Here is a 24,765-nt window from a genome sequence, read left to right on the forward strand (position 1 = left end):
CAATAAATTTTTTCCCTTAAATTGTTGTTACTTCTTACACAAAAATATGTCTGCCTTTTCAGAATTTTTAATTTCGCCCGTCAATCCATAAGTGTTTTTCAAATATTCTTCAATATCTTCAATGCTTATTTTAGCTTCGTGATGTCCGCCCCTCTCTCGATGCCTTTCAGCCACTATTTCTTTTCCATATTCATTTAATTCTGATATAAGTATGCTTCCACCCTTTTTGCACACCCTCACCATCTCATCAAGCACTTTCTTATAATCTGTCATGTGGTGCATTGCATTGTATGTAGCCACAACATCGAAGGTCTCGTCTAAAAAAGGAAGGTTATGAGCATCACCGTGAATCAGCAACACATTTTCTAAATCTCCATTTTGGCGCAGATTTTGCTCCGCTCTTTTTAAAGCCTCCACATTGTACTCAATAGAAACCACTTGATATCCGTATTGAGATAAAGCAGCTGCCATGCGTCCACTTCCTGTGCCAATATCAAGAGCTTTGCCACTGCCCCTTCCCAACATTTCTACAGCATTTCTGACATCTATTTCCATAATATCACCCCAAAAAGCAACTGTGTAAGTATATTATATCTCATAATATCTTATTTTTACACTTTAACAAAAAATAAAAACATGTTATACTAATTAAAGTACAAATAAAATCACTCCTCTATAGTAAATGCGGTATTATTTACCGCATTCTTTTTATAATCCAATATGCCCCCATATGGTATGGGGTTATGTTAAAAGTATATCACATCTTTCCTCACATGTAAATACTCTCTTTAATGGATTTCTTCTGAAGGTATAGTCATTTCAGATACCCTTCCAAAATAGTTTGTTCCCCATACTCCTATCAATATCATAATAGCCCCTATCACATGATACCAATAAAAAGCTTCATGTCTTATAGTTATCCCCGCTATTATGGAAATCACCGTGGTCAAATTTGCGAAAACCGAAGCTTGAGACGCAGGCAATTTTGAAAGAGCGTAATTGTTTAAAAAATAGGCTACTATAGAAGATAAAATCCCTAAGTATAGCACAGGAATAAGTACTTTGTAATTAGTTAAATTGCTAAAATATTGAGAAAGAGAATATCCTTTTGACATTCTATCAATCAAATTTAAAATATTAAAAGCTATTGCTCCAAGCCACATCATCACAAAAGTTATCTCAATAGGTGAAAATTCCAAAGAAGACTTCCTTGCTAAAATACTGTAAAAAGCTGCAGATAAGACTGCTCCCAATAGGAATAAAAATCCCATGATTGAAGTATTACGGCTTTCTATTCCTGTCATAAAGATTATAAAGACAACGCCTGTGACAGATAAAAGAATAAATAAAAGCTGGTATAAAGAGGGCCTTTCCTTTAAAAATACCGCCGCCAAAGCGGTAACAGCAACAGGAATTAAAGCTATCATCAAACCAGAAAGAGAAGAGGATGTATATTTTACACCATATGTTTCAAATATAAAATACACAACAGGCTCTGATAGAGACAATAAAAACAATGGCCACAGATTTTTCCCTCTATAATTAAGTTTAATAATTCCAAATACCCACAAAAGAGTAATCATAAATGCTGCAAGTAAAAAACGATAAGCTATAAGCTCCATAGGAGATGCCACTTCAAGCCCCATCGCCGTAAACATAAAAGAAAAGCCAAAAATTGATGCCATTCCTATTCCTGCTAAATAAGGATAATAACTCTTTATTCTTTCCAAACTTAACACCTCCGCACCTTTTTAAAAACACCGATATAATTATATAGCACTTCCCACAAAAAATAAAATCCAGACGAAGGGGACGGTTCCTTTTATCTGAAAAATTCAGACAAGAGGAACCGTCCCCTTCGTCTGAAAAGTTTTTGTCACAAAATTGGTTTTAGATGTGTTATTATTAGTGAAAAGACATAGGGGAGGTGTTCAAAATAGAGGAAAGTTTCAAAGATATCTTTGAAAAATACTATCCAAAAGTCTTAAAACAAATTTCATGGATGATAAAAGACGAATTTAAAGCGGAGGACATCGCCCAAGAAGTTTTTATAAAATTTTTTAAAAACCCTCCCCGGTACAATGAAAATATAGGAGGTTGGTTATCCAAAGTGGCAATAAATCATGCCTTGAATTATATCCGCAGTGAAAAAAACACAAAAACAAGAGAACTGGAAGTTTTTAAAAACACGCAAGAGGAATTTTTTGAAGACCCTGAAGAAATAGCAATTAAAAGGTTTGAAAGAGCTAAAGTGAAAGAAGTCCTCCTAAAAATGAGTAAAAGAGATATGATGTGTCTAATACTTAAACATTCAGGATATAGTTACGAAGAAATAGCAATATCATTGGGAATTAAGAAAACCTCCGTCGGCACAACCATAGCAAGAGCACAAAAAAAGTTTAAAGAATTATATGAAAAGGAGGTGTAAGTATGTGCTACGATGAAGGAACTCTTCAAGCATATCTAGACAACGAACTTGATGAAATCACTGCAAAAAATGTAGAAGAACATTTAAAAACTTGCGATGTATGTAGAGAAAAACTTGAACAACTAAAATCCATAAATGAATTCACTTCAAAAGCTTTAAAAGCAAGCAATATAGATTTAAATGAAGCTTGGGCTACTCTAAATGAAAAATTGAGCAAAAATAATAATAAAGGAGGAATGTTTGCCATGTTTACAAAGTACAAAAAGGCTATTGCCGCCTTAGTCGTAGTGGCATTTGTAGTTTCCTCAATGCTTTTCCCGCCCCTTAAAAATGCAGAAGCAGAACTTTTAAATCTTCTAAGGCTAAATAAGATGCAGGTTATAACAATAACACCAGATGATATAAGGCAAATTCAAAATCAGTTCTACAACGCAGGTGTAAAAAATATAAGCATTAAAGACTATGGAGAGATTATAAAAGACGGATCTTTGGAAGGGCAGCAAATTTCCCCTGATGAGCTTGACAAAGTAGAATCCATACTCGGATATAAAATAAAACTTCCAGCAGATGAAAATTTTGAAATAAAACATGCATACATTTCAAAAAGTGAAGGCTTAGAATTTGTACTAAAAGTTGACAAAATAAATGAACTTATTAAAGCATTTGGCGGTACACACCTTTTCCCAAAAGAACTTGACAGAAAGCCTATTATTATAAATTTTGACAGGGAAATTAGTATGAATTTGCAGAAAAAAGGCAGTGAAATAGACACAGTTACCCTTAACATATTAAAAACTCCAGAAATAGTGGTGCCAGAAGGGGTAGATGTAGATAAAGTAATTGATGCTTTAGTAAACCTACCATTTTTACCTGAAAATATAAAAAGGCAAATCGCTGGTGTAACCGACTGGAAAGAGACATTGCCTGTACCACTGTCTACAGATAACAACACTGAAATTAAAGAAATAAGCGTACGAGGAAATAAAGGCATTCTCATTGTTGAAAAATCTGGGCCTCATTTTGTAGCTTTAGGTTGGATTGAAAATGGAGTAATGTACAACCTCACACTCTGGCCCAACCCAGCAGAAGACAAGCAGGATTTCATTACAAAAGAAGAGGCAATAAATACATTAATTCAAATTGCAAATTCAATGAGGTGATCAAATGGTTTTAGAAACACAAAATCTCACAAAACAGTTTAATGGAAAAGGCGGATTTAAAGAAGTCACTCTCTCTGTAGAAAAAGGTCAGGTCTTTGGATTCTTAGGTCCAAATGGTGCAGGAAAAAGCACTTTTGTAAAGACCATGGTGGGGCTTTTACACCCCACCTCTGGTTTTGCATGGATTTTAGGAAAGCCTATAGGTACAGTAGAGTCCAGAGAAAAAGTAGGATTTTTGCCTGAAAATTTTAGGTACCATGACTGGATGACAGGAAAAGAACTTTTGAAATTTCATGCCGAACTTCATAAAATAAAAAATCCTTCAAAAAAAATTGACGAACTTTTAGAACTTGTAAAACTCAAAGGTCACGAAAATAAACTTATCAAAAATTACAGCAAAGGAATGCAACAGAGAATTGGCATTGCAATAGCCCTCTTAAATGACCCCGAAATAGTGTTTTTAGATGAACCTACTTCAGCTTTAGACCCTGTTGGAAGAATTGAAGTAAGAGAAATCATAAAACAATTAAAATCGCAAGGCAAAACTGTTTTTCTAAACAGCCACCTCTTAAGTGAAGTGGAAATGGTATGCGATGAAGTAGCCATAATAAACCATGGCCGAATAATAGCCGAAGGAAAACTGGAAGAGCTATTAAAAGAACACACCCATGTAGAAATGATTGTATCAGACTATACTTCAGAGTTGATTGAAAAAATTTCTCGCTTATCAAAAGAATTTCAATTTAAAGAAGGTAAGCTCTCTTTTAAAGTAGAAGACAGAGAAAAAATACCAGTTATAGCTAAAATGGTAATAGAAGCCGGTGCCAAGTTATATCAATTAAATACTCAAACTTCTTCATTGGAAGACTTATTCATAAACTTAATTGGAAAGGATGAGGTTTCGTGATAACTATAATAAAATATACCTTTAAAGAGATGCTAAAAAAACGGGCTTTTCTATTAGTCTCCCTTTTGTCCCTCCTCTACCTTTCCATATATACTTTTGGCTTAAGTAAAATATTTGAGCGTCCCAACGATTCTATATATGACATCATCTTTCAATCTCAAATTTTGTCTGCCGGTCTATTTTTCGCAAATTTCATAGTGGCTTTTCTTGTAGTTTTGACATCAGTAAATGCTATATCAGGAGAAATAGAAAATGGCACCATATACGCCGTTTTATCGAAACCTATAAAAAGATATGAACTGGTGTTGGGAAAATTTATAGGCTTAGGCGCTATGATTGTAATATACAGCTCCATCATGTTTTTGTCTGTAGTAGGTTTAAACATCTTTATGGGGTCTAAAATAACCTTTGAAGCAAGCAATATTTTAAGAGGACTTTTTTTCTTCGACTTAGGACCGATTGTATTTTTAGCCCTTATAATAGCTTCCAGCTCAATTTTTTCGACTGTAAACACAGGAATAATCGCCATTATGGCCTATGGAATTGCCCTTGTTGGAGGCGTACTTGAACAAATTGGTTCAGCAATGCAGCAAAGTCAAGTCAGCGCTTTTGGCCTAAAAAGCGGAGAAAGTCTTATAAATGCAGGGATACTTACAAGTCTCATCCTTCCTACAGATGTCATATATAGAAAAATGACTGCAGAGCTTTTGACACAAAGTAGTGGGATAAGTTTTATGACACAAGGACTCTTTGGGGGCATGTCTCAACCCAGTATTTACATGTTCATATACATCTTTTTCTACGTGGTATTTCTCCTCTATTACGGTGCAAAGCGCTTTTCACAAAGAGACTTATAAAGGCGGCTTCAGCCGCCTTTTAACTTTTTAAGCCCTTCTAAACAATAACCCAGACCAAACCATTGACAGTTACTGCATATCTTTTCCATTTTTTCTTCAGTCATTTTCTCTTTAATTCTATTTGTGACTTCCCTATAGCTCAATATCTCCCCTGGTCTTATATCTAAAACTTCTAAAACTGCCCTATCTTTTCCTTTTACACTTCCTGGATACTCTTCCTCTGTACATTCTCCATTTACATTGTTTGGACACATGCTGCAAATGTTATCCACACTATCCACAGCTTTTATCAACATATCATGTTCATTATTCAATTTTCTAATAATTTCATCCATATTTTTAACAAATTTTTCATCATAACCAAGCCCTCTAAAACCTAATATACATAAAAAATGATGTCCTCTTATCTCCATTTCAATCTCTCCTCATCCCAGGATTACAACAATAATTATACTGCTAATTTGAACTGTAACCTAAGAAAGAAAAGAAATTTACATCCCTCAGTTTATCACAATAATAGTCATAATTTCTTCAATTATCGAAAATAATACATTTAAAGGAGTGATTGTATGACTAAAAAACCAAAAAAAACTCACAAAGTGCCAATAGAAAATCATAAGACTGCTTCCTGGGCAAATATACAAAATGTAAAAGAAGAATCAAATGTGCCTATCCCAAGTGAAAATGAAGTAATAAATGCAAAAGAATGGGTAGAAGAAAACAAAAAATAACAATTCCGGGCATACGCCCGGAATTGTTATTCTGCCAGCTTTCTATATCTTTCGTATCTCTCTTTTGCAGTATCTTCTGCCTTCTGATAAAGTTTTTCCGCAATGTGAGGAAATACGTTTTTAAGTGAGGAATATCGTATCTCCCCCTCAATAAATTCTCTGAAAGATTTTGTCGGCTCTTTAGAATCAAGTACAAATGGATTTTTGCCTTCTTTTTTAAGCTCTGGATTAAATCTATAAAGGTGCCAGTAACCAGACTCCACTGCTTTTTTCTCCTCCATTATACTTGTCCCCATGCCTGACTTTATGCCATGGTTTATACAAGGAGCGTATGCTATTATAAGTGAAGGCCCTTTGTATTTTTCTGCCTCCACAAAAGCCTTTATCGTCTGGTTCATATTTGCTCCCATCGCAATTTGTGCCACATACACGTATCCATAGCTCATAGCCATCAAACCTAAATCTTTCTTGCTTGTCCTCTTACCTGCTGCCGCAAATTTTGCAACTGCCCCTAATGGCGTAGATTTTGAGGATTGCCCTCCCGTATTGGAATACACCTCTGTGTCAAGCACTAGTACATTTACATCTTCTCCTGATGCTATAACATGGTCAAGCCCTCCAAAGCCAATGTCATACGCCCATCCATCTCCCCCTATTATCCACTGAGATTTTTTTACAAGAAAATCTTTTTTGTCAAGTATCTCTTTTATTATCTCATTCTCTGTATACCCGCCTCTATTTATAATATCTAAAATCTTTTTAGAAGCAATTTTAGATTTATCTCCATCCTCCATCCCATCAATCCACTCTTGGAATGCAGCTTTTAATTCATCGTCAATAGGGATATTTATAGCTTCTTTCATCAAATCTCTAAGCCTTTCCCTTATCTGCTTATTTGCTAAAAACATGCCGTAGCCAAATTCGGCATTGTCCTCAAAAAGTGAGTTAGCCCACGCAGGCCCTTTTCCCTCTTTATTAGTAGTATAAGGAATAGAGGGTGCACTTGCCCCATAAATAGATGAGCAGCCTGTAGCATTTGCTATCATCATCCTATCTCCAAAAAGCTGTGTCAAAAGCTTTATGTAAGGAGTCTCACCACAGCCAGGGCATGCGCCACTGAATTCAAACAGAGGCTTTGCAAATTGACTGCCTTTTAGAGTCGTCTTATCTACTAAATTATCTTTGACATCAAGAGTTACAGCATACTCCCAATTTCTCGCTTCTTTTTCTATTTGTTCTTCAGCGGGTTTCATTATAAGAGCTTTTGTAGGTGCTGGACAAACATCTGCACAATTGCCGCATCCTGTACAGTCTAAAGGACTTACCTGTATTCTATACCAAAGCCCTTCTAATCCTCTTCCTATTGCTTTTTTCAGTTTAAAAGTTGGAGGCGCTTTTTTCATTTCTTCCTCTGTTAATAAAAATGGCCGTATTACTGCATGGGGGCAAACATAAGAGCACTGGTTACACTGTATACAGTTGTCTATTTGCCATTCGGGTATCAATACTGCAATTCCTCTCTTTTCATAGGCAGTCGTGCCAGTAGGAAATGTGCCATCTTCCATGCCGACAAAAGCACTTACAGGAAGCAGGTCTCCTTCATTTCTTTCCATAGGTCTTTGTATATTTTTAACAAAATCAGGCTCTGGCTTTACAATTTTTTGCCCTTCTTTTGCGTTTTTCCACTCCTCAGGCACTTCTACTTTTACAAGAGCTTCTACGCTTCTGTCAACAGCCTTTAAGTTCATATCCACTATATCCTGACCCTTTTTGCCATAGGCCTTCTGTATAGAATCTTTTAAATACTTAACTGCTTCTTCAAAAGGTATTATATTTATAAGTTTAAAAAACACCGTCTGCATTATCATGTTTATTCTGCCACCCAAACCTACTTCTTGGGCAATTGATATGGCATCTATTGTATAAAAATTGATATTGTTTTTAGCTATATATCTTTTCATTGAAGCAGGTAACTTCTCCTCCAGCTCCTCTTTACTCCAAGGACAATTTAATACAAAAGTCCCACCATGTTTAAGTCCTTTTAAAACATCATAATTGTAAATAAAAGACTTATTGTGACAGGCAATATAATCAGCATGATTTACCAAATAAGAAGATTTAATCGGCTTTTTACCAAACCTCAAATGTGAAATAGTGGTGCCTCCTGATTTTTTGCTGTCATACTGAAAATATGCCTGCACATACAAGTCTGTGTTGTCCCCAATTATTTTAATAGCCGATTTATTCGCCCCAACCGTTCCATCAGAGCCTAATCCCCAAAACTTGCAGCTTACAGTGCCTTCAGGAGTAGTCTCTGCAAATTCACCTTCTTCTAATGATGTGTAAGTCACATCGTCTAAAATTCCTATGGTAAAACGGTCTTTGGGGGAGTCCTTTTTTAAATTGTCATAGACTGCAATAATCTGAGAAGGAGTTGTATCTTTTGAGCCCAGACCATATCTACCTCCTACTATGACAGGCTTTTTATCTTTGTTATAAAATAACTTAGCCACATCAAGGTACAAAGGCTCTCCTATTGAACCCGGCTCTTTTGTCCTGTCTAATACGGCAATCTTTTTAACTGTATCAGGTAAAACCTCAAAAAAGTGTTTTTCAGAAAATGGCCTGTAGAGATGTACTTTAATTAAACCCACTTTTTCTCCTTTTTTTGTTAAATAATCAATCGTCTCTTCTATCGTGTCACAAACAGAACCCATAGCTACAATTATATACTCTGCGTCCTTTGAACCGTAATAGTCAAAAAGGTGATATTCTCTTCCAGTCAGCTCTTTGTACCTCTTCATGTAATCTTCTACTATGTCAGGAACCTTTTCATAAAATTTATTAGCAGCTTCTCTTCCTTGAAAATAAATATCAGGATTTTGTGCAGTACCTCTTACAACAGGATGTTCAGGATTTAACGCTCTGTCCCTAAACTCTTTTGCTGCCCTTAAATCTAAAAGTTTCGCAATTTCCTCATATTCCACCACTTCTATTTTTTGCATCTCGTGAGAAGTCCTAAAGCCATCAAAAAAATGCAAAAATGGTACCCTAGATTTTATAGCAGAAAGATGGGCTATAAATGCCATATCCATGGCTTCCTGTACATTGGCAGAACAAAGAAGTGCAAAACCTGTTTGCCTTACTGCCATTACATCCTGATGGTCGCCAAATATAGAAAGTGCATGAGTAGAAATAGCGCGGGCACTTACATGAAACACCCCTGGCAAAAGCTCTCCTGCAATTTTATACATGTTTGGTATCATTAAAAGAAGCCCCTGTGATGCGGTATATGTGGTTGTCAAAGCGCCTGCAGTTAAAGAACCATGGACAGCACCTGCAGCACCTGCTTCTGACTGCATTTCAACAACCTTCACGGGTTGACCAAATATATTCTTCTTGCCATGGGCAGCCCATTCATCAACATTTTCAGCCATTGGAGAAGAAGGCGTAATAGGGTAAATTGCTGCAACCTCCGTAAAAGCATAAGAGGCATAAGCAGCAGCTGTATTTCCGTCCATTGTAGCCATTTTTCGCATAAAATAATCCTCCTTAACCCTTAACATGGTTTTTCTATCCAGATATATTATTTCATTAAAAAAGAATAATCATACATTTAGGCATTGAAGACAATTTTAAATATTTGTCTTCAGAGTTTTAATGATAGAACAGGTTTCTTTTTGCCTTTATAAAAAAATAGAGTCCATTAAAATTTTTTTGTAATGCAAGAAGGAATTTGTACAAATATATAGAATATATTATGTAGTAAGATGAGTGTACAAGTAAAGGAGATGTCCATTATGGAAGGATATATGACCGCTGTTGTTAAACAACATCCCAAAGAAGGTGCAGATATAATAAAAAAAGAAATACCAAAAATAGGACCTGATGAGGTACTAATAAAAGTCAAAGCCACATCTATTTGCGGCACAGACGTTCACATTTACGTTTGGAATGAATGGGCAAAAAGCCGGATAAAACCGCCTAAGATAATGGGACATGAATTTGTAGGAGAAGTTGTAGAAATAGGAGAAAATGTAACATCTGTAAAAGTTGGAGATTTAGTAAGTGCGGAGACTCACATAGTATGCGGAAAATGCAAAGCTTGCAGAACTGGAAATGCTCACATATGTGAAAATACGCTTATACTTGGTGTTGACACAGACGGTGCTTTTGCAGAATACATTAAAGTCCCCGAAAGCAATGTATGGCTAAACGATAAAGACATACCTTTAGAACTTCTCTCCATACAAGAACCCCTTGGAAACGCCGTTCACACAGTATTTTCTGGAGAGATAGTAGGAAAAACTGTCGCTGTAGTAGGTTGCGGCCCTATAGGCATGATGGCAATACCACTTCTTAAGACAACAGGTGCTTCAGCTATATTTGCAATAGAACCTGTCGAATACAGAATGGAACTTGCTCATAAATTAGGTGCAACACGAGTTATAAACCCACTTGAAGAAGACGTTGTCAATATAAAAAAGTGAAACAGAAGGCTACGGTGCAGATGTAGTATTGGACTTCTCTGGAAGCCCCACTGCAATTTTATTGTCTCTTTCCTTTTTTAAAAGGCCCGTTGAAGGGGGCTTTTTGTTGTAGACAAATAATATTTTGTATGCTATAATTGTAAAGAAAAAGTGAAAAAACCCTTTAATTTAGCCCAGTGAGGCTAAAAAGGAGGAAAATAAAATATCTATATTTGCATCCTCCTTTAGAGGGTTTTTTTGTAAACAAAAAACTCAAAGGAGGTTTTTTATGTCAAACAAAATATACGGAATTGAAGAAACCCCCCCTATAAAGCAGGCAATTCCACTATCTTTTCAGCACGTATTTGCCATGTTTGGTGCAACAATTCTAGTACCTCTTTTAACAGGTCTTGACCCAGCTGTTACCCTCTTCACATCAGGGCTTGGAACTTTAATATTCCACTTGATGACAAAAGGAAAAGTACCTGCGTATCTAGGTTCTTCCTTCGCCTTCATAGCACCTATAATAGCTGCAACTAAAGAATTCGGGGTACGCGGCGCATTTACCGGCATGGTAGCAGCTGGACTCGTCTATGTGGTAGTATTTATAATAATAAGCTTGACAGGCATCGATTGGTTAGAGAAATTGCTTCCCCCCGTTGTAGTAGGCCCTGTAGTTATGATAATAGGTCTAAGCCTTGCTCCTGTAGCAATAGCTCAAGCGCAAAAAGATTTAGCTACAGCTCTGTTTACAGCGGCATTAATAATCATATTCAGCATGTTTGGCAAAGGATTTATAAAAGTCATACCCATACTTTTAGGAACAATTGGCGGATATATATTCGCGATAACAAGAGGCCTTGTAGATTTCGGACCTGTTACAAAAGCCTCATGGATTGCAATTCCCAAATTCTCCTTCTTAACAGGACATACTCCGGAACTGGCATGGGGTGCTGTCTCTTTGGTTGCGCCGCTGGCCTTAGTCGCTATAATTGAAGACTTAGGGCACGTCCTCGTAATAGGAAATATCGTTGAAAAAGATTTAATAAAAGACCCTGGATTTCATAGAGTAATGCTAGGTAATGGCCTTGCAACATCAATTGCGGCACTTTTTGGCGGACCACCCAGCACAACTTATGGTGAAAACATTGGAGTCCTTGCAATAACAAGAGTCTATAGCTCAAAAGTTATTCAAGGTGCAGCTATAATAGCAATACTTTTAAGCTTTATACAAAAAATAGGCGCTTTGATAGAAGTAATTCCGCAACCTGTCATGGGCGGAGTGACAATAATACTCTTTGGAATGATTGCGGCAGCAGGTATGAGAACTCTGGTAGAAAATAAAGTTGATTTTTCTGACAGCAGAAATCTCATAATAGCTTCTGTAATACTGACTTTGGGTGTAGGCGGTATAAAAATAGCCTTCGGAAACTTCGTCTTTGAAGGCATAGGTCCTGCCACCTTAGCAGGAATACTTCTAAACCTTGTCTTGCCCAAAATCAACTCAGCAAAAGCAAAAAAGACAGAAAAAACTTCAACCTCAAAAGAAGCCGTTCACGAAGCATAAAAGAGGGGACTTGCCCCTCTTTTATGCGCTTTGAAGCAAACTCCACTCTTAACCAACACAGAAAAGTGGAGCTTGTTTAAAAAAAGAACCTATACAACTCTGTACAGGCTCTTTCAATTATTTACAATCTCCCATCAGTCTTATATAGTCCTCTAAACTTCCATCCTCTAAACATGTTTCAATAATCTTCTTACCAAGAGGGTCAAGTTCAGGTACTAAGAATTGCTTTAATTCTCTTTTGAAGAATTCATTTAACATCTCAGCACCTTTGTCATATCCATCATCCCCTACTTCGGGCTGCTTGTTAACTTGCAGCAATTCGCGAGGAATAAAACTTCCGTTTATTTTTAATGTATTTAAAGCATAACCGAGGAGACTGCTTCTCGCTGGTGTAACTTGATCTGGTCTAAATCTTACACTTCCTCTTCTTGCAAGATATTCACGAGCTATCCATTCGGGCATAAATCCTACTTTCCACACTCCTATATATTGATTTGGAACGAGAATGTATCGAGTACCCGGTGTATTTATAATCTGCTGCAATAAAAGATTAGCGTGAATTACTCTTTTACCCGTTGCAAAAGGCCAATAAGAACCTACACCTTCGCTTTCGAGTCCACTTGTTCCTACTATACTTGGATTAGCGTGACCTCTCGGTGCAACTAATCTCCACAGCCAAGCAAGAGTAGGAGGCAACAAGTGTAGCATGCCTATTATACCGTAGGAAGGCTTTTCTTTTGAAGAAGGGGGAGTCCTCACACCAAAACTCCTCACATCCACTTCTACAGCTTCATCAACTACATTTGGCATAAACCTTCTTGGCATAATTACACGAGGATTGGGACAAGGTTTGCCAGGTGCATCCATAACGTGTTCCCATATAAGACAAGTGGATTTAGGCACTCCGTCTATGTTTAAAAAGATTAAAGGCTCTTTAGGATAGATACATAACTTTTCAAAATGAGGGTCCGTTCCATATTCATTCATATGATCTACACGTATAAACCAACCTTTTTCTGCATCTTTTATCACTAATTTTTTACCTTGTTGCAAATCCGGATGGCATAATGCCATATCATCAGTTACAGGTTGTAATTCACAAGCTTCTTTAAGGTCTACGTATATTTCGTCACCTGTCACTAAATTGCGCCCTACTTTTATGCGCCCATCAGGCTCCCTGTGAATTTGCTCCAGCATTTCACTCTTTCCGCCACCGCTGGCACCCTCATGCATAATAGTCAATATATTGTCATAAGGAGTAATTATTCTCACTGCAGAAGCATGAGCAGTAATCCAACCTTCCTTTTCTCCTATTGTCAGAAGTACCCCATATATCCCTTTTTTTGCACTGGGTCCAAGATATAAATTGTAGGAAAAAAGTTCGTGTAAATTCTCTAAGCGATTGTGGACAACTACCTGTTTGCCATTAAAATGAGTATGCCTAAAAGGAGGCGCTAAGTATACAATCGCTCGAGGTGTAAATCCCTGCGGAATTTCCTTTTCTGGTATAAAACCTTGAATATCAGCAAGTGCAGTAGCGAAAAAACCTGCATTGTCTGGTGCCAACAAAAGAGAGGGATAACCGTATTCTTCTCCTCCTGACATAAAAGGCATCACAATTAAGATTTGTTTTTTTAACCATTCTAAAGTCTGCTTTCTCAATTCAGCAAAATCATAGCCATATCTATCTCTAAAACGCGGTTTATCTGTTTCCCCTTCATCAGCAACCACTAGACAGTCTGGCTCTCTCCTCCTCATATAAGGTTCTGGAAAATTTACAGCCAAACCATTTTTACATTTCGATACTGTTCCTTCCAAAACTTTACCTTTACCTGACACATCATAAAAAATTTCAAACAAATCCTCTTTTCCGCCCATAGAAATTTCTAGAAGATGCTGACGACTTTCTGGTATCACAACTTTCGGCGCTTCTTTTATTATCTCCATTACTTCTTTTGGCAAATTCATTTTATTTAGAAAGTCTATTGGTTTCTCACTTGCTGTAGCTAAAATGTCCATTTATACCACCTCACAATAATAAGTACAAGAATATTATACAAAAAAATTTTTGTATTTGCAATTTAAAAAATAAAATTTGCAAAACGTTTTTACACGTGTTTTATGATATCGAATTTTTAGCTGTAATGTCGCCATTCTAAAAACAAACTGGATGTAATCTTTTACATTGATGAAATTTTGAGACTGTAAACTTGCAATTTTTATTAGGACCAGCTCTTAAAAATAAAAGCACTCCTTTTTGGAGTGCCATATCTATTAATCATCTTTTTCACTTGCCTTCAAGCTTTGTCTTTTTAATCATTTTAAATCTAACACATAATTCATTTCAAAAACTGCCGCTTCAATCAATTTATCTATTTCTTCATCTGTCAACTTGTTCCCAATCACCTTTTTCAACAAATTAAAGACTTGAGTTTTTTTATCCGGTCCATTCCCTGGCCCCATCTGCTGTTCTACAGCTTGCACAAAAGTTTTAGCAATTTCATAATATCTCTTCAATTTTTCCATTCCAATTTTTGTGCTCAAATAATCGATTAAATACCCTAAAGCTACCATTATAATAAGCTGTACACCAGCTGTCAAAATAGTCATAATTAGATCTCTCATTTAATTCCCCTCCAATATTTTTATTATCACCGACGCAAATTCTCCCCAAGTAACATAACTTTGATGGTCATAATGTTTATCTATAATTCCTTTCATTTTTAGTTTTCAATATTATCCATTTGTTCATAATCTGTATTTCTTAAAAATTTTAATAGTCCATTTGTAATCGCCCGAGCAAAATCTTCCGGTTTTTGTAAAAGTAACTCTAAATTCCCAGGATTTGACATAAAAGCTGTCTCAACAAGTATTGCAGGCATAACCGTGTATTTTAGCACATAAAATTTTTCATACTTGACTCCTCTATCTTTAGTCTTTAGCATTTCTACTAATTCATTTTGTACGTATTGGTCCAAGTTTCTTCCAACAATACTTCCAGGATATGCATAAGTTTCTGTGCCATTTGCAGAAGGAACTGTAAAACTATTACAATGAATAGAGATAAAATAATTTACCTTGCTTTTATTGGCTATATCACATCTTTGCTGCAAGTCCACTGTTTCGTCCTTATCTCTTGTCATTATTACACTTATGTTTTCTTTTATTAAAATATCTCTTAACTTTAGCCCAATAGTTAGATTTATATCTTTTTCTTTATAATCGCCAACAACAGCTCCCGGGTCCTTTCCCCCATGACCAGGGTCAATAGCTATTAACATATCAATCACCACCATTGAAAAATTTTTCTAATTATTTCTCCCACCATATAATATGCTGAAAAAATTAACAAGTCTATGTAAAATTACCTTCTATCTATTTCCAGATCAAAAATAGCTCTTTCAATGTACCATTTTTCCGAATGGCTAGGATATTTTATTTTAAAACGATCTATCTGAAATTGAAACGACTTTTCAGCTTCCTCCATTGATGGCAAAAACATCAACTGCCCATATCTCTGCTTAAGGCGATAAATTAAATTCTCATTTTCTCCTTAATCCACTTTAAAATATCTTCAAACACCTCCTCACGATTAGATACTTCCTTAAAACAACAGTAAAAGAGATATTTTTATAAAGACAATAGTGAAGCTTGCCTGTAAACTGTTCCTAAATAAAGTATATCTTCTACTTGTCCTTCTAAAACAATGTCATGACCAAGAAAGAAGCGATGGCTATTGCAGACCAAGTGGTTGTGATGAATAGATGGAAAATAGAACATATGGGTACTCCAGAAGAGGTTTATAAAAAGCCAGCCAATTTGTTTGTAGCGGATTTTTTGGAAATATCAAATGCGTTGAATTGCTATGTAGATGGGAAGTCTTTGATAGTGGATGGAAAAGTATTTTCTTTAAATTTTCCCTTTGGGGAAGGGGACGTTAAACTAGTATTTCATTCAAATGATCCCTATTTAACATTGCAGCCTGAGAATAAGGAAAATCTTTTGCGCTCCTTTAACTCTAGCAATTATTACCGCATCGGTATTCGTACCTGTAAAATTGTAGCCTAGTTCAAACAAACTGCACTTTTCGCCTTAGTAACTGTGATAACAGCATTTATCATAGCTTCCTCTGGTATCTGAGCTTTTAAAATACCGCCCAACAAACCAGAACTCAATGAGTAAAAATCACCTTTAACAATGAGCGTGTCGTCTTTAACCCAAAATTTCATTTTTACACCTAATCCTCCTTCTAAATCTTTCGCTCAAATAAATAAAAGCAAGTCTATCACATTCACTTTACCTAGCCCCATTATACAGCTTTATACTTCTCTTTTTTGCACCTTTTCTTCGCAATAATTTTTTTCTGAATTTATCATAGTTTCCTAGTTTTTGATAACTTATTATCTATTATCTGGATAAACTCTCCAAGAAACCAAAAAGTTGCTATATCCTAAAACTCTTGAAAGTACAGGATAGATATGATATGATGTTAAAGTATTAAAGTAATTTTTGGCAGAGGTATGTGTCCCGCGTAAAGTACGGAAGATGGAAGAAAGAAGGAGGCTCTATTTTAATGAAAAAATTTAGCACAAGGGAACTAGTTTTTTTGGCATTGCTGGTAAGTCTCAATATAGTCCTAACAAGAATAGCTAGCATTAGAATTGCCATTGGAGGTATTGAAGGTATAAGAATAGGTTTTGGTGCTTTTCCTGTAATTCTTGCAGGAATAATGTTTGGTCCTTTAGCAGGAGGAATAGTGGGAGCTGTAGGTGACATGATTGGATACTTCATTAATCCAATAGGACCCTATATGCCACATTTCACAATCACCTCAGCTCTTGTAGGCATTATACCCCCTCTGATTTTAAAACCAGTAAAAAATCCTATTTCCTCCCTATGGCAGCTAATAATAGCAATTGGAATAGGACAACTTATATCTTCAGTGATTCTTGTGCCCTATTTTATCCAGCTGCTTTTTAAGGTATCTATGGAAAATTACTTTGCCTCCGCGAATTATCGCACAAATTATTCAAGTTCCCTTATATGCCTTCTTTGCACAAATAATTCTCAAAAAACTGCATCTAGCTTTTCATTTTAAGGCCCAGCAAAAAATTCACTAGTTTTCTTCTTCGCTTAAAAAGGTTAGGGAGTCTTATACCCTAACCTTTTTCATTTTAAAAAATAATATTTAGAGAAATTTATAAATTTTACCAACATATATCAAAAAAATAATCGTCTACCTGATAGAATTGAAGCCCTTTTCAGGCTTTCGGTAGACGATACAGTTTGCGCATGGATGGTAGCGGCGAATCGCTCTCAACTTTGAACGGATTTTAAATTATGTTTTTACAATAAGAAAAAATTTCTTTAGCATACATTATTGCCTTTTCAGCTGTTTTAATATCTGGCATCCCTAAAACTGTTGTGCCTGGCATGGCAGTAGGATATCTCGTTGGAATATAAAATTGGTTTAATACTTGGGCTTTAGATAGGAAGTTTTCAAAAGATTTATCATGTTGTGTACAAAGATTTACAAGATCTATTAAATTATGAATTCGAGGAGGTAGGTAACAGTTGAAGATAGTCATGCAAAGTGGTATAATTTTAATTGGGTGATAACAAATGTTACTAAGCATGCAAAAAGTAAAGGAAATGTACTCAATTAGTCGAAGAACACTTATAAACTGGGAAAAGGAAGGATTAATAACACCTGTGAGAACTCCAAAAGGCATCAGAAGGTATAAAAAAGAAGATATAGAGGAGTTATTAGGCATGCTGGAAGAAAAACCAAAACCTAAAGTAGTTTTGTATGCAAGAGTGTCCACAAAGAAACAAGAAGAATATCTTAAGAATCAAATTAGAAGGCTTGAAGAATACGCTAATTCCAAAGGATGGCAGTATGAAGTCATACATGAGATAGCAAGTGGGGTAAATGAAAATAGAAGAGGCTTATTAAAGCTTTTGAACAAGATAAAAAGAGGAGAAGTTGAAAAAGTTGTAATAGAATATCCTGATAGACTAGCGAGATTTGGCTTTGAATATCTCAAATTTTTCATGGAAAGTTTTGGAGTGGAACTTATAGTTTTAAACGGGAAAGAAAACGAAGAAGATACAAATAAAGAGCTAGCAGAAGACTTAATAGCAATAGTAACATCTTTCGCAGCAAGAATTTACGGGCAAAGGGGCAAAAAGCATGATAGTGATACAGGCTAAACTTATTTTTCTAAACCAACAAGCCAAACAAATAGTATTAGACTTAATGAGAAGATGGTCATCCTGCATGAGATTTGCATATAACAGACTTTTAGAAGGAGAAAAAAGAGCAGATTTAAAAAGAAAGTTACCCCAGGATTATGTTTTTGACTTACTAAAAATGCTTTTAAAGCTTTTTCTACAGCCTGATGGGAAAAGAAACAAACCATATTGTATTTACCTGCTTTAAACATGATTTCTGCTGAGTCAAGGTCATCCATAGCAAAATCAAGCCATTGTTTTGCTTCTTTCATAAATAACCTTTCCTTTCTTAATATTTCTTCAACGTAAAACATACTTTCTTTCATTTCTTCTATTTCTTTTGGGGTATACACTATAATATCCGTGCCAATAGTAGGCTTAGCAACTTTAACAACTTCCTCTAATCTTTCGTAAAAAGACTTGTCAGTATCCTTTATAACTATTAAATCAATATCGCTCCATTCATTTATTTGATTTGTCGCTAATGAACCAAATAATATTATTTTTTCAGGTTGATACTCTTTTACCAGCACTTCTACAATTCTTGTAAGTTCTCGATTTAATTGTTCTATTCTGCTCATAGAAAACACCTCAATTTGAAGGTTTTACCTTTAATCCGTTATATCAAATTGCAATTGTTCTATAAGAGTTTATTTCCGTCTTTTTAATTTTTTATTTCCTCGCTTTAATTTCTGTAAGATATGATATAATTATAGACAGAAAAACACTTCGAGTGTTATGAATATGTGGAATGTGGGAATAGGTAGATGTGAGCTACCTATTCTTTTTTTATGTTTATTTCTATTCTAAGAGTTTTAAATTTCTATTTTAATTGTTTATAGATCTCAAAAATTCTTCTTCACAATTAATTATAGCATGCATATTATAACATTTCTATGCAAAATTTCTTAAAGTTTTCTCTTGAATGCAGTGGCAAAACTGCCACTGCATTGTTATTATACTTTTACTTTAGTAAAATCGAGACCATACTGATACGACAAAATTGCTAAAGCTTCACTCAATCCATACTCATCAACAGCGTAATAGCTTTCAAGGTTATCTAAAATACAACTCTGTTTGTTTCTTCTACACAACTTAACATGAGGGTAAGTACCATTGTGATGAGGCTGATATAATACCACCAAATCTCCTTTTTCTGCCAATCTCATCAGCTCATCTTTTTCATATTTGCCTTTCTTTTCTAGTATTTTTCTGGCTGTTTCTTTGAATTCTTCAGCTTTTTCTCTTAAAACTTTATAATCAAAATCAACAGTAATGTAAGTATTACCTCCAGCAAGTATATCGTTTGTGTAATCATCCCATCTTACATATTCATACTTCTTAGCAGCAGCTTCTACAAGCTTTTTAGAGACCTTCAAGTCTTTAATTCTAACTTCAATTGACTTATCTAAAAGGTATGTTTTAGCTCTGACGCTTACCTGCTTTGATGTTATGCCGTTCTTCTTTAGATCTTTTCTTATTTCTTCAGCAATTTCTCTAGCAATCATTTTGCATTCCCTCCCCTAAAATTTCTTACTTGCTCGGATTTGATAGTCTACCGCTAGAACTTACTCTCTTACACCATGTGCTTACACCTCCTCATTTTTTTGTTTGCTTCTTGTTTGCCCCCGGCAGTTAAAACGAAACGAGCCGAAGGTCAAGGGGTCAGGGAGGGATACCGGACCGAGCGCCAGCGAGGGAGGATATGCTCACCGACCCGACAGGGCTTGCCCCTTGACCGTTAGGCGAGCAGGCGTATAATTCCTTTTGCGGGGCAAACAAAAAAAGCACGTCTTTTCAACTAATATCACTAAATTTAAAATGCGGTTTAAAAAATTATCTATAAAATATAAAGTATACTTTATATTTTTTGTATAAAAACATAAAGTATGTGTTATAATATTATAAGTGGGAGGTGAAAAAATGTCTATTACAAGCTCAGAGAATATATTAAGGATTTTATATTCTTATAACCCATGGTGGAGGGAAGGATATTTCCCTCAAGATCTGTCTAAACCCGTAAAGAGAGTAGTCTATCATCAAGCATTCGAATTACTAATGCATCCAGCCATTAGAAGATATGTTATACTTTCAGGGGCACGCCGTGTTGGTAAAACCACAATTTTATATCAAATGATAGAAACCCTTTTAAAAAATCAAGTGCATCCAAAAAAAATATTATATGTATCTTTTGATCATCCTTTATTTAAATTAAGTTCCTTCGACCAAATTATTAACCTTTATGAAACAGCCATAAATCAAGAAAAGGAAGCTTATATATTTCTAGATGAAATTCAATATGCAAGTGATTGGGACAGATGGTTAAAAGTCTATTATGACACCAGACCAAACTGGAGAATTATTGCCACAGGTTCAGCTTCTCCTGCACTTATTGAAGGTACAAAAGAAAGTGGTGTTGGTCGGTGGACTGTTATTTCTGTACCTACTCTTTCTTTTTATGAATTTTGTGAAATACTTGGAGTCCTAGAAAGACCAAATAACTTACCCGATTTAGATTTAAACGAAATTTCAAATTTAAATGAGTCTCAATTAAGTGAGCTTATGTTTTTACTTATGCCCTTGCAAAAGTATTTTAATAAGTATTTAACAAGAGGGGGATTCCCCGAATTTGTATTCTCAGAAGATCAGTTCTTAGTGCAAAGAATATTAAGAGAAGACGTGGTTGACAAAGTTATTAAAAGAGATATACCTTCTTTATTTAATGTAAGAAACTTAGCAGTATTAGAGAAGGTATTTTTATACTTATGCTTCAATTCTGCAAGTGTTATAAATATTTCAACGATAAGTAAAGAAATTGGAGATGTTTCAACAGTAACGGTAGAAAACTATATTCATCTTCTAGAAAATGCGAATTTAATTTACAAAAGTTTACCCATAAAATTAGGCGGGAAAAAAGTTTTAAAAGCAAAACCAAAAATTTACGTTTCTGATCCTGCTTTGAGAAATGCAGTTTTAATGATAGACAATATACTCTTAGACAGTAAAGAGCTTGGAATAACGGTTGAGACAGCAATTTTTAAACATATTTATAATTTTTACTTGCAAACAAATGCTAAAATAGGTTATTTTAGAAAATCTTCTGATAATCAAAAAGAAATTGATGTAGTTGTTGAATTTCCACATAGCAAATCCTTAATTAAAGTAAAATTCAGAGAAGATACGACACTTTCTGAGAATGATGCCATTGTGGAGATGAGTCAAAAAGAAAAAAATATTGTTTCAGCAGTATTAGTAACAAAAAGACCAGAAGATTATGGAAAAGTCAAGATTTCTACAAAAGTACCGATAATAAAAATTCCTGCTCATGTATTTATGTATTTATTCGGAAGATAACACAGCTTTCCCTCACCTTGTATTTTGGTGGGGTTTTTATATATGTACCACTTTTAAATTTTTTAGCTAAGCAAACTATTAAAGTTTAACAAGATTTTAACTTAGGCTTAATTTTAACTTAACAAAGTAATATTATAATTAAGGTGTCGGACAGCTTAGAAAGGAAGTGAAAACAATGGAAAGGCCTCTTTATGTGGAAATAAGCAAAAATATAAGAGAAATGGTTAGTAACGGCATATTAAAGCCTGGGGAAAGGTCAGAAATTGTACCGAATCTTAAAGCTTGCATAACAATAAAAGCTCTAAACATTGCATGATGAGAGTAACCCTTACGGCCATGACTAGAGGAAGGGAATTCAGGTATTGAAGACAGATCAAGATTTTTAAACATAGAAGAATAAAAGTCTATTTTAGACTGGAAGTAAAGAGTTCAGGTATATTTAAAAGTAATTGAAGCTGGTACATGTAGGATTTCCTCCTCCTTAAGAAATATTTTCATGCTGTATATATAATAATTCGACAAATGGGAGGTGAAATCCTACATAAAAGATAAAAAATTCAAGAGTGATAGAAAAAAAGTATGTCTCCAGAATCGCTTAAATGAAGGCTTTTGAATTTTGCACAAGTCTATCCTCTGTATATCCAAAAGAGTGAACTTGGGGTGATAATAACAGCATCCCCTGTTTTTGATACTGCACAGGCTTATGCCCATAATGCTTGTGCAGTTTTTGCAGCCAGTGTATACATAGCGCGGCATTCCTTGGTCTATACTAATGTATACCATTTCCATATCTGACCATCTTCCAGTTTGTTTAAATTTTTTACATTTTTTATTATATTTTATTATATTTTTGCTATCGCGATGATGCAAGCTGTAATTTCAGGTTGTATTTCCAGTACAATACTACAGTATCCATCTCTTTTTTATATTCCTTTGCGAGAGGTAAAACAGCAGGGCTGCAAAGGCCAAAAGCATAGATGCGCAAATTTCGGTATTCATAAGCGAACTTCCTGTAATTGCTCCTTTTAACATGTCTGTCCCGTAGGTTAAGGGCAGGCAAAACGATATGGCTTTTAGTATGCCGGGCAGGTCCTGTATCGGTATGAACAGCCCGCACAGGAACAGCATGGGAAACCTGAAGAAGTTTGAGAAGGTCTGGGCCTCAAACACTTCTTTTGCTGATGTGGCAATCAAGAGCCCCAGTAGCGTGGAATTGATTGCGGTAAGCAATACTCCAATAGTGGCTGTACCCCACTTGATGCCGGTTAAATCTGTAAAGAACGATGCAAAAGCGACAGGCAGGAAGGCGTTGAGAACCCCAAACAAAATTGCCCCTGATATTTTTGCCAGGATAAGAACGCTTAAACTGATTGGTGCCAGCAGCAGCCTATCAAACGAACGACTCCTTCTTTCAAATGTGATTGTAACTGCCAGCATAGAGGTGGTTCCAAACAATATGCTCATTGCCATAAGGCCCGGCAACAATTCTTTTATCTCTACCCTTTGCGGCGAACGGATATACTGCATGAGTGTCCATGAAATTGGAAAAATGATCCCCCAGCTTATGTTCGGCGGTTTGAGGTAATAGGTGCGCATGTCTTTTTTCAAGATATTCCAAAATGCAATCCACTTCTTCATTTTTGTTTTTTCACCTCATCCTTTTTCAATTCGGCGGCTTGAATGCCGGTTACTTTTACAAACACATCTTCAAGCGTTGGTTTTATTGCCTTTGCTTCATAGACGGAGACGCCTTTGGCATCGAGGAATTGGAGAACGGGGGATAATTTTATGGGTTCTTTGGATATTAGCAGACAGGAGTTTTCACCTGGAACCTCTACCCGACAATTTTTAAAATTATCCTCAATTTTGGTTTTCAGGTTTTTTATATCTCTGCTGAGCTTCAGTTCAATGATGTGTTCGTCCTGTGCGTGCTGCATCAGCTGTTCCACCGTGCCAGTCTTTACAATTTTACCGTTTACGATAAAAGCAATTCTATCACAAATGCGTTCTGCTTCTTCTATATAATGGGTTGTTATAAAGATTGTCGTGCCCTGCTTTTTTAAATCCAGTATTAGCTGCCTTATCTGCCTTGCGCTTTCGACGTCTATCCCGGTGGTTGGTTCATCCAAAAACAGTATCTTGGGGTTATGTATAATTCCTGCGGCGATGGTGAGTTTGCGTTTCATTCCTTTGGAGTAGGTCTTAAAAGGGCGCTTACCCGCACTGACAAGATTAAACTGCTTCAATAATTCTCGGGCACGCCTTTCTCGCTCGCTCTTTCGCATTCCATAAAGGGCGGCGCAAAAGCACATATTTTCAAAGCCATCCATCTCATCATAGAGATTGTTGTCATCCGGCACGATTCCTATGATGCTTTGGACTTTCTTGATGTCCTTTATAGCATCCATTCCATCAATTATAATACGGCCGCTGGTAGGCCTGGCCAGGCCGGTAAGCATATTGATGGTTGAAGTTTTTCCCGCTCCGTTGGGGCCTAAGAATCCAAATATTTCTCCCTGCTGGATTGAAAATGAAATGCCTCTAACGGCTTCCACATTCCCGTATCTCTTTGTAAGGTCAGTTACCTTAACTATTTCCATCATGTTGTGCATCTCCCTTCGGTTTATGGTCTTCTTTTTTGTGAGGGCAGCACTGTTGTTCATTGTGGACGCGACATTTTCCCAAATTGTGTGGTGCATCACCTGCGTTTTCATGATTGCAAGTGTGGCCTTCAAGCGAGGCCAGTGATATAATCTCACAGGCAAGCTGGTGCAGTGTCTCCCTGTTTACGCTATAGTGCATGAAATAACCCTTTCTTTCGCCGCTTACCAGATTTGCCTCTTTGAGCACCTTTAAATGCTGTGAAACCGCAGCTTCTGATATGCCCAGCTTTCGGGACAAAGCCCTTACACAATAATCATGTTGCAGCAACATTTTGATAATCTGTAGTCTGCTTTCATCGGCTATGGCTTTCAATACCAAAAGTAGCTTCATAAAGACCTCCTGTAGCTTATTTAAGTATACGCTTAATTAAATTATATAATCGATTTTTGGTTAA

23 protein-coding genes and 5 pseudogenes are annotated in these 24,765 nt (G+C 35.9%); 13 read left to right on the forward strand and 15 right to left on the reverse strand.

Annotation, left to right across the window (positions count from 1 at the left end):
* Positions 1-27: 27 nt before the first annotated feature.
* Both TKV_RS10435 and TKV_RS10440 read right to left on the reverse strand, forming a co-directional pair.
* A complete protein-coding gene (locus TKV_RS10435; RefSeq protein WP_049685882.1) occupies positions 28-555 on the reverse strand; it encodes a class I SAM-dependent methyltransferase in 528 nt (175 codons plus the stop codon).
* A 233-nt stretch (positions 556-788) separates the two neighbouring features.
* Positions 789-1,730 carry a DMT family transporter gene (locus TKV_RS10440; RefSeq protein ID WP_049685883.1) on the reverse strand — a complete coding sequence of 314 codons (942 nt, stop codon included), beginning with the start codon at positions 1,728-1,730 and terminating at the stop codon, positions 789-791.
* A 197-nt stretch (positions 1,731-1,927) separates the two neighbouring features.
* Between TKV_RS10440 and TKV_RS10445 the strand changes: the two genes are divergently transcribed.
* Genes TKV_RS10445 through TKV_RS10460 form a run of 4 tightly spaced genes read left to right on the forward strand, consistent with a single transcriptional unit; the run spans position 1,928 to position 5,352 of the window.
* Positions 1,928-2,428, forward strand: coding sequence for an RNA polymerase sigma factor SigX (locus TKV_RS10445; protein WP_049685884.1), 501 nt, complete (start codon positions 1,928-1,930; stop codon positions 2,426-2,428).
* Between the two features lie 2 nt (positions 2,429-2,430).
* A complete protein-coding gene (locus TKV_RS10450; protein ID WP_049685885.1) occupies positions 2,431-3,588 on the forward strand; it encodes a DUF2275 domain-containing protein in 1,158 nt (385 codons plus the stop codon).
* A gap of 4 nt (positions 3,589-3,592) precedes the next feature.
* Complete coding sequence (locus TKV_RS10455; RefSeq protein ID WP_049685886.1) at positions 3,593-4,495, forward strand: ABC transporter ATP-binding protein; 903 nt, start codon at positions 3,593-3,595, stop codon at positions 4,493-4,495.
* Complete coding sequence (locus TKV_RS10460; RefSeq protein WP_049685887.1) at positions 4,492-5,352, forward strand: ABC transporter permease; 861 nt, start codon at positions 4,492-4,494, stop codon at positions 5,350-5,352. The genes TKV_RS10455 and TKV_RS10460 overlap by 4 nt, the downstream gene beginning before the upstream one ends.
* 8 nt (positions 5,353-5,360) lie before the next feature.
* Here TKV_RS10460 and TKV_RS10465 read toward each other — a convergent pair whose 3' ends face one another.
* Positions 5,361-5,765, reverse strand: coding sequence for a DUF1284 domain-containing protein (locus tag TKV_RS10465; RefSeq protein ID WP_049685888.1), 405 nt, complete (start codon positions 5,763-5,765; stop codon positions 5,361-5,363).
* A gap of 156 nt (positions 5,766-5,921) precedes the next feature.
* On the opposite strand from TKV_RS10465, the gene TKV_RS12540 reads away from it, so the two are divergent.
* A complete protein-coding gene (locus TKV_RS12540) occupies positions 5,922-6,083 on the forward strand; it encodes a CDIF630_02480 family spore surface protein (RefSeq protein ID WP_084574261.1) in 162 nt (53 codons plus the stop codon).
* 26 nt (positions 6,084-6,109) lie between these two features.
* Here the strand turns inward: TKV_RS12540 and nifJ are convergent, their stop codons facing one another.
* A complete protein-coding gene (gene nifJ / locus TKV_RS10470) occupies positions 6,110-9,622 on the reverse strand; it encodes a pyruvate:ferredoxin (flavodoxin) oxidoreductase (RefSeq protein ID WP_049685889.1) in 3,513 nt (1,170 codons plus the stop codon).
* Positions 9,623-9,883: 261 nt separating this feature from the next.
* Between nifJ and TKV_RS10475 the strand changes: the two are divergent.
* Both TKV_RS10475 and TKV_RS10480 read left to right on the forward strand, forming a co-directional pair.
* Positions 9,884-10,658, forward strand: a pseudogene (locus TKV_RS10475) (alcohol dehydrogenase catalytic domain-containing protein); the annotation flags it as partial.
* 183 nt (positions 10,659-10,841) lie between these two features.
* The gene (locus tag TKV_RS10480; RefSeq protein WP_049685890.1) at positions 10,842-12,119 is read left to right on the forward strand and encodes a solute carrier family 23 protein; all 1,278 of its coding nucleotides are present in this window, start codon (positions 10,842-10,844) and stop codon (positions 12,117-12,119) included.
* 117 nt (positions 12,120-12,236) lie between these two features.
* Here the strand turns inward: TKV_RS10480 and TKV_RS10485 are convergent, their stop codons facing one another.
* The 3 genes and pseudogenes from TKV_RS10485 to TKV_RS10495 form a co-directional block, all read right to left on the reverse strand.
* The gene (locus TKV_RS10485) at positions 12,237-14,138 is read right to left on the reverse strand and encodes a DUF4914 family protein (protein WP_049685891.1); all 1,902 of its coding nucleotides are present in this window, start codon (positions 14,136-14,138) and stop codon (positions 12,237-12,239) included.
* Between the two features lie 297 nt (positions 14,139-14,435).
* On the reverse strand, positions 14,436-14,744 hold the full coding sequence (locus tag TKV_RS10490; protein ID WP_049685892.1) for a phage holin: 309 nt from the start codon (positions 14,742-14,744) through the stop codon (positions 14,436-14,438).
* Positions 14,745-15,400: pseudogene (locus tag TKV_RS10495) on the reverse strand (N-acetylmuramoyl-L-alanine amidase family protein).
* A gap of 430 nt (positions 15,401-15,830) precedes the next feature.
* Here TKV_RS10495 and TKV_RS13985 point away from each other — a divergent pair.
* Entirely contained in the window at positions 15,831-16,187 is a 357-nt protein-coding gene (locus TKV_RS13985; RefSeq protein ID WP_148307266.1) for an ATP-binding cassette domain-containing protein, read from the forward strand.
* Here the strand turns inward: TKV_RS13985 and TKV_RS13040 are convergent.
* Complete coding sequence (locus tag TKV_RS13040) at positions 16,184-16,348, reverse strand: hypothetical protein (RefSeq protein WP_158506610.1); 165 nt, start codon at positions 16,346-16,348, stop codon at positions 16,184-16,186. The genes TKV_RS13985 and TKV_RS13040 overlap by 4 nt on opposite strands.
* Before the next feature lie 344 nt (positions 16,349-16,692).
* Between TKV_RS13040 and TKV_RS10505 the strand changes: the two genes are divergently transcribed.
* Positions 16,693-17,217 carry a folate family ECF transporter S component gene (locus TKV_RS10505; RefSeq protein ID WP_236617254.1) on the forward strand — a complete coding sequence of 175 codons (525 nt, stop codon included), beginning with the start codon at positions 16,693-16,695 and terminating at the stop codon, positions 17,215-17,217.
* A 235-nt stretch (positions 17,218-17,452) separates the two neighbouring features.
* On the opposite strand, the gene TKV_RS13990 is transcribed toward TKV_RS10505, so the two are convergent.
* Entirely contained in the window at positions 17,453-17,851 is a 399-nt protein-coding gene (locus TKV_RS13990; protein ID WP_322785808.1) for a HEPN domain-containing protein, read from the reverse strand.
* On the opposite strand from TKV_RS13990, the gene TKV_RS10515 reads away from it, so the two are divergent.
* On the forward strand, positions 17,742-18,332 hold the full coding sequence (locus TKV_RS10515) for an IS607 family transposase (protein ID WP_049685894.1): 591 nt from the start codon (positions 17,742-17,744) through the stop codon (positions 18,330-18,332). The genes TKV_RS13990 and TKV_RS10515 overlap by 110 nt on opposite strands.
* A pseudogene (locus tag TKV_RS12545) lies at positions 18,313-18,474 on the forward strand (IS200/IS605 family accessory protein TnpB-related protein); the annotation flags it as partial. The gene TKV_RS10515 and the pseudogene TKV_RS12545, both read left to right, overlap by 20 nt.
* A gap of 49 nt (positions 18,475-18,523) precedes the next feature.
* On the opposite strand, the pseudogene TKV_RS10525 reads toward TKV_RS12545, so the two are convergent.
* Positions 18,524-18,934: pseudogene (locus tag TKV_RS10525) on the reverse strand (nucleotidyltransferase domain-containing protein); the annotation flags it as partial.
* 375 nt (positions 18,935-19,309) lie between these two features.
* On the reverse strand, positions 19,310-19,861 hold the full coding sequence (locus TKV_RS10530; protein WP_049685895.1) for a hypothetical protein: 552 nt from the start codon (positions 19,859-19,861) through the stop codon (positions 19,310-19,312).
* A gap of 400 nt (positions 19,862-20,261) precedes the next feature.
* Here TKV_RS10530 and TKV_RS10535 point away from each other — a divergent pair, with 400 nt between their 5' ends.
* A complete protein-coding gene (locus TKV_RS10535) occupies positions 20,262-21,707 on the forward strand; it encodes an ATP-binding protein (RefSeq protein WP_322785809.1) in 1,446 nt (481 codons plus the stop codon).
* 175 nt (positions 21,708-21,882) lie between these two features.
* Entirely contained in the window at positions 21,883-22,023 is a 141-nt protein-coding gene (locus tag TKV_RS13640; protein ID WP_236617486.1) for a hypothetical protein, read from the forward strand.
* Here TKV_RS13640 and TKV_RS12550 read toward each other — a convergent pair.
* The 4 genes and pseudogenes from TKV_RS12550 to TKV_RS12555 form a co-directional block, all read right to left on the reverse strand.
* Positions 21,960-22,171, reverse strand: a pseudogene (locus TKV_RS12550) (transposase); the annotation flags it as partial. The gene TKV_RS13640 and the pseudogene TKV_RS12550 sit on opposite strands and share 64 nt — an antisense overlap.
* A gap of 439 nt (positions 22,172-22,610) precedes the next feature.
* Positions 22,611-23,345: an ABC transporter permease gene (locus TKV_RS10540; protein WP_049685897.1), complete on the reverse strand. Its 735-nt coding sequence runs from the start codon at positions 23,343-23,345 to the stop codon at positions 22,611-22,613.
* Positions 23,342-24,310 (reverse strand): ABC transporter ATP-binding protein, encoded by a 969-nt coding sequence (locus TKV_RS10545; protein WP_201769475.1) that lies wholly within the window; start codon positions 24,308-24,310, stop codon positions 23,342-23,344. The genes TKV_RS10540 and TKV_RS10545 overlap by 4 nt, the downstream gene beginning before the upstream one ends.
* The gene (locus TKV_RS12555) at positions 24,294-24,701 is read right to left on the reverse strand and encodes an ArsR/SmtB family transcription factor (protein WP_084574264.1); all 408 of its coding nucleotides are present in this window, start codon (positions 24,699-24,701) and stop codon (positions 24,294-24,296) included. Before TKV_RS12555 ends, TKV_RS10545 begins: the two co-directional genes overlap by 17 nt.
* Between the last annotated feature and the right edge of the window lie 64 nt (positions 24,702-24,765).

The organism is Thermoanaerobacter kivui, from assembly GCF_000763575.1.
In the GTDB taxonomy this organism is placed as follows: domain Bacteria; phylum Bacillota; class Thermoanaerobacteria; order Thermoanaerobacterales; family Thermoanaerobacteraceae; genus Thermoanaerobacter; species Thermoanaerobacter kivui.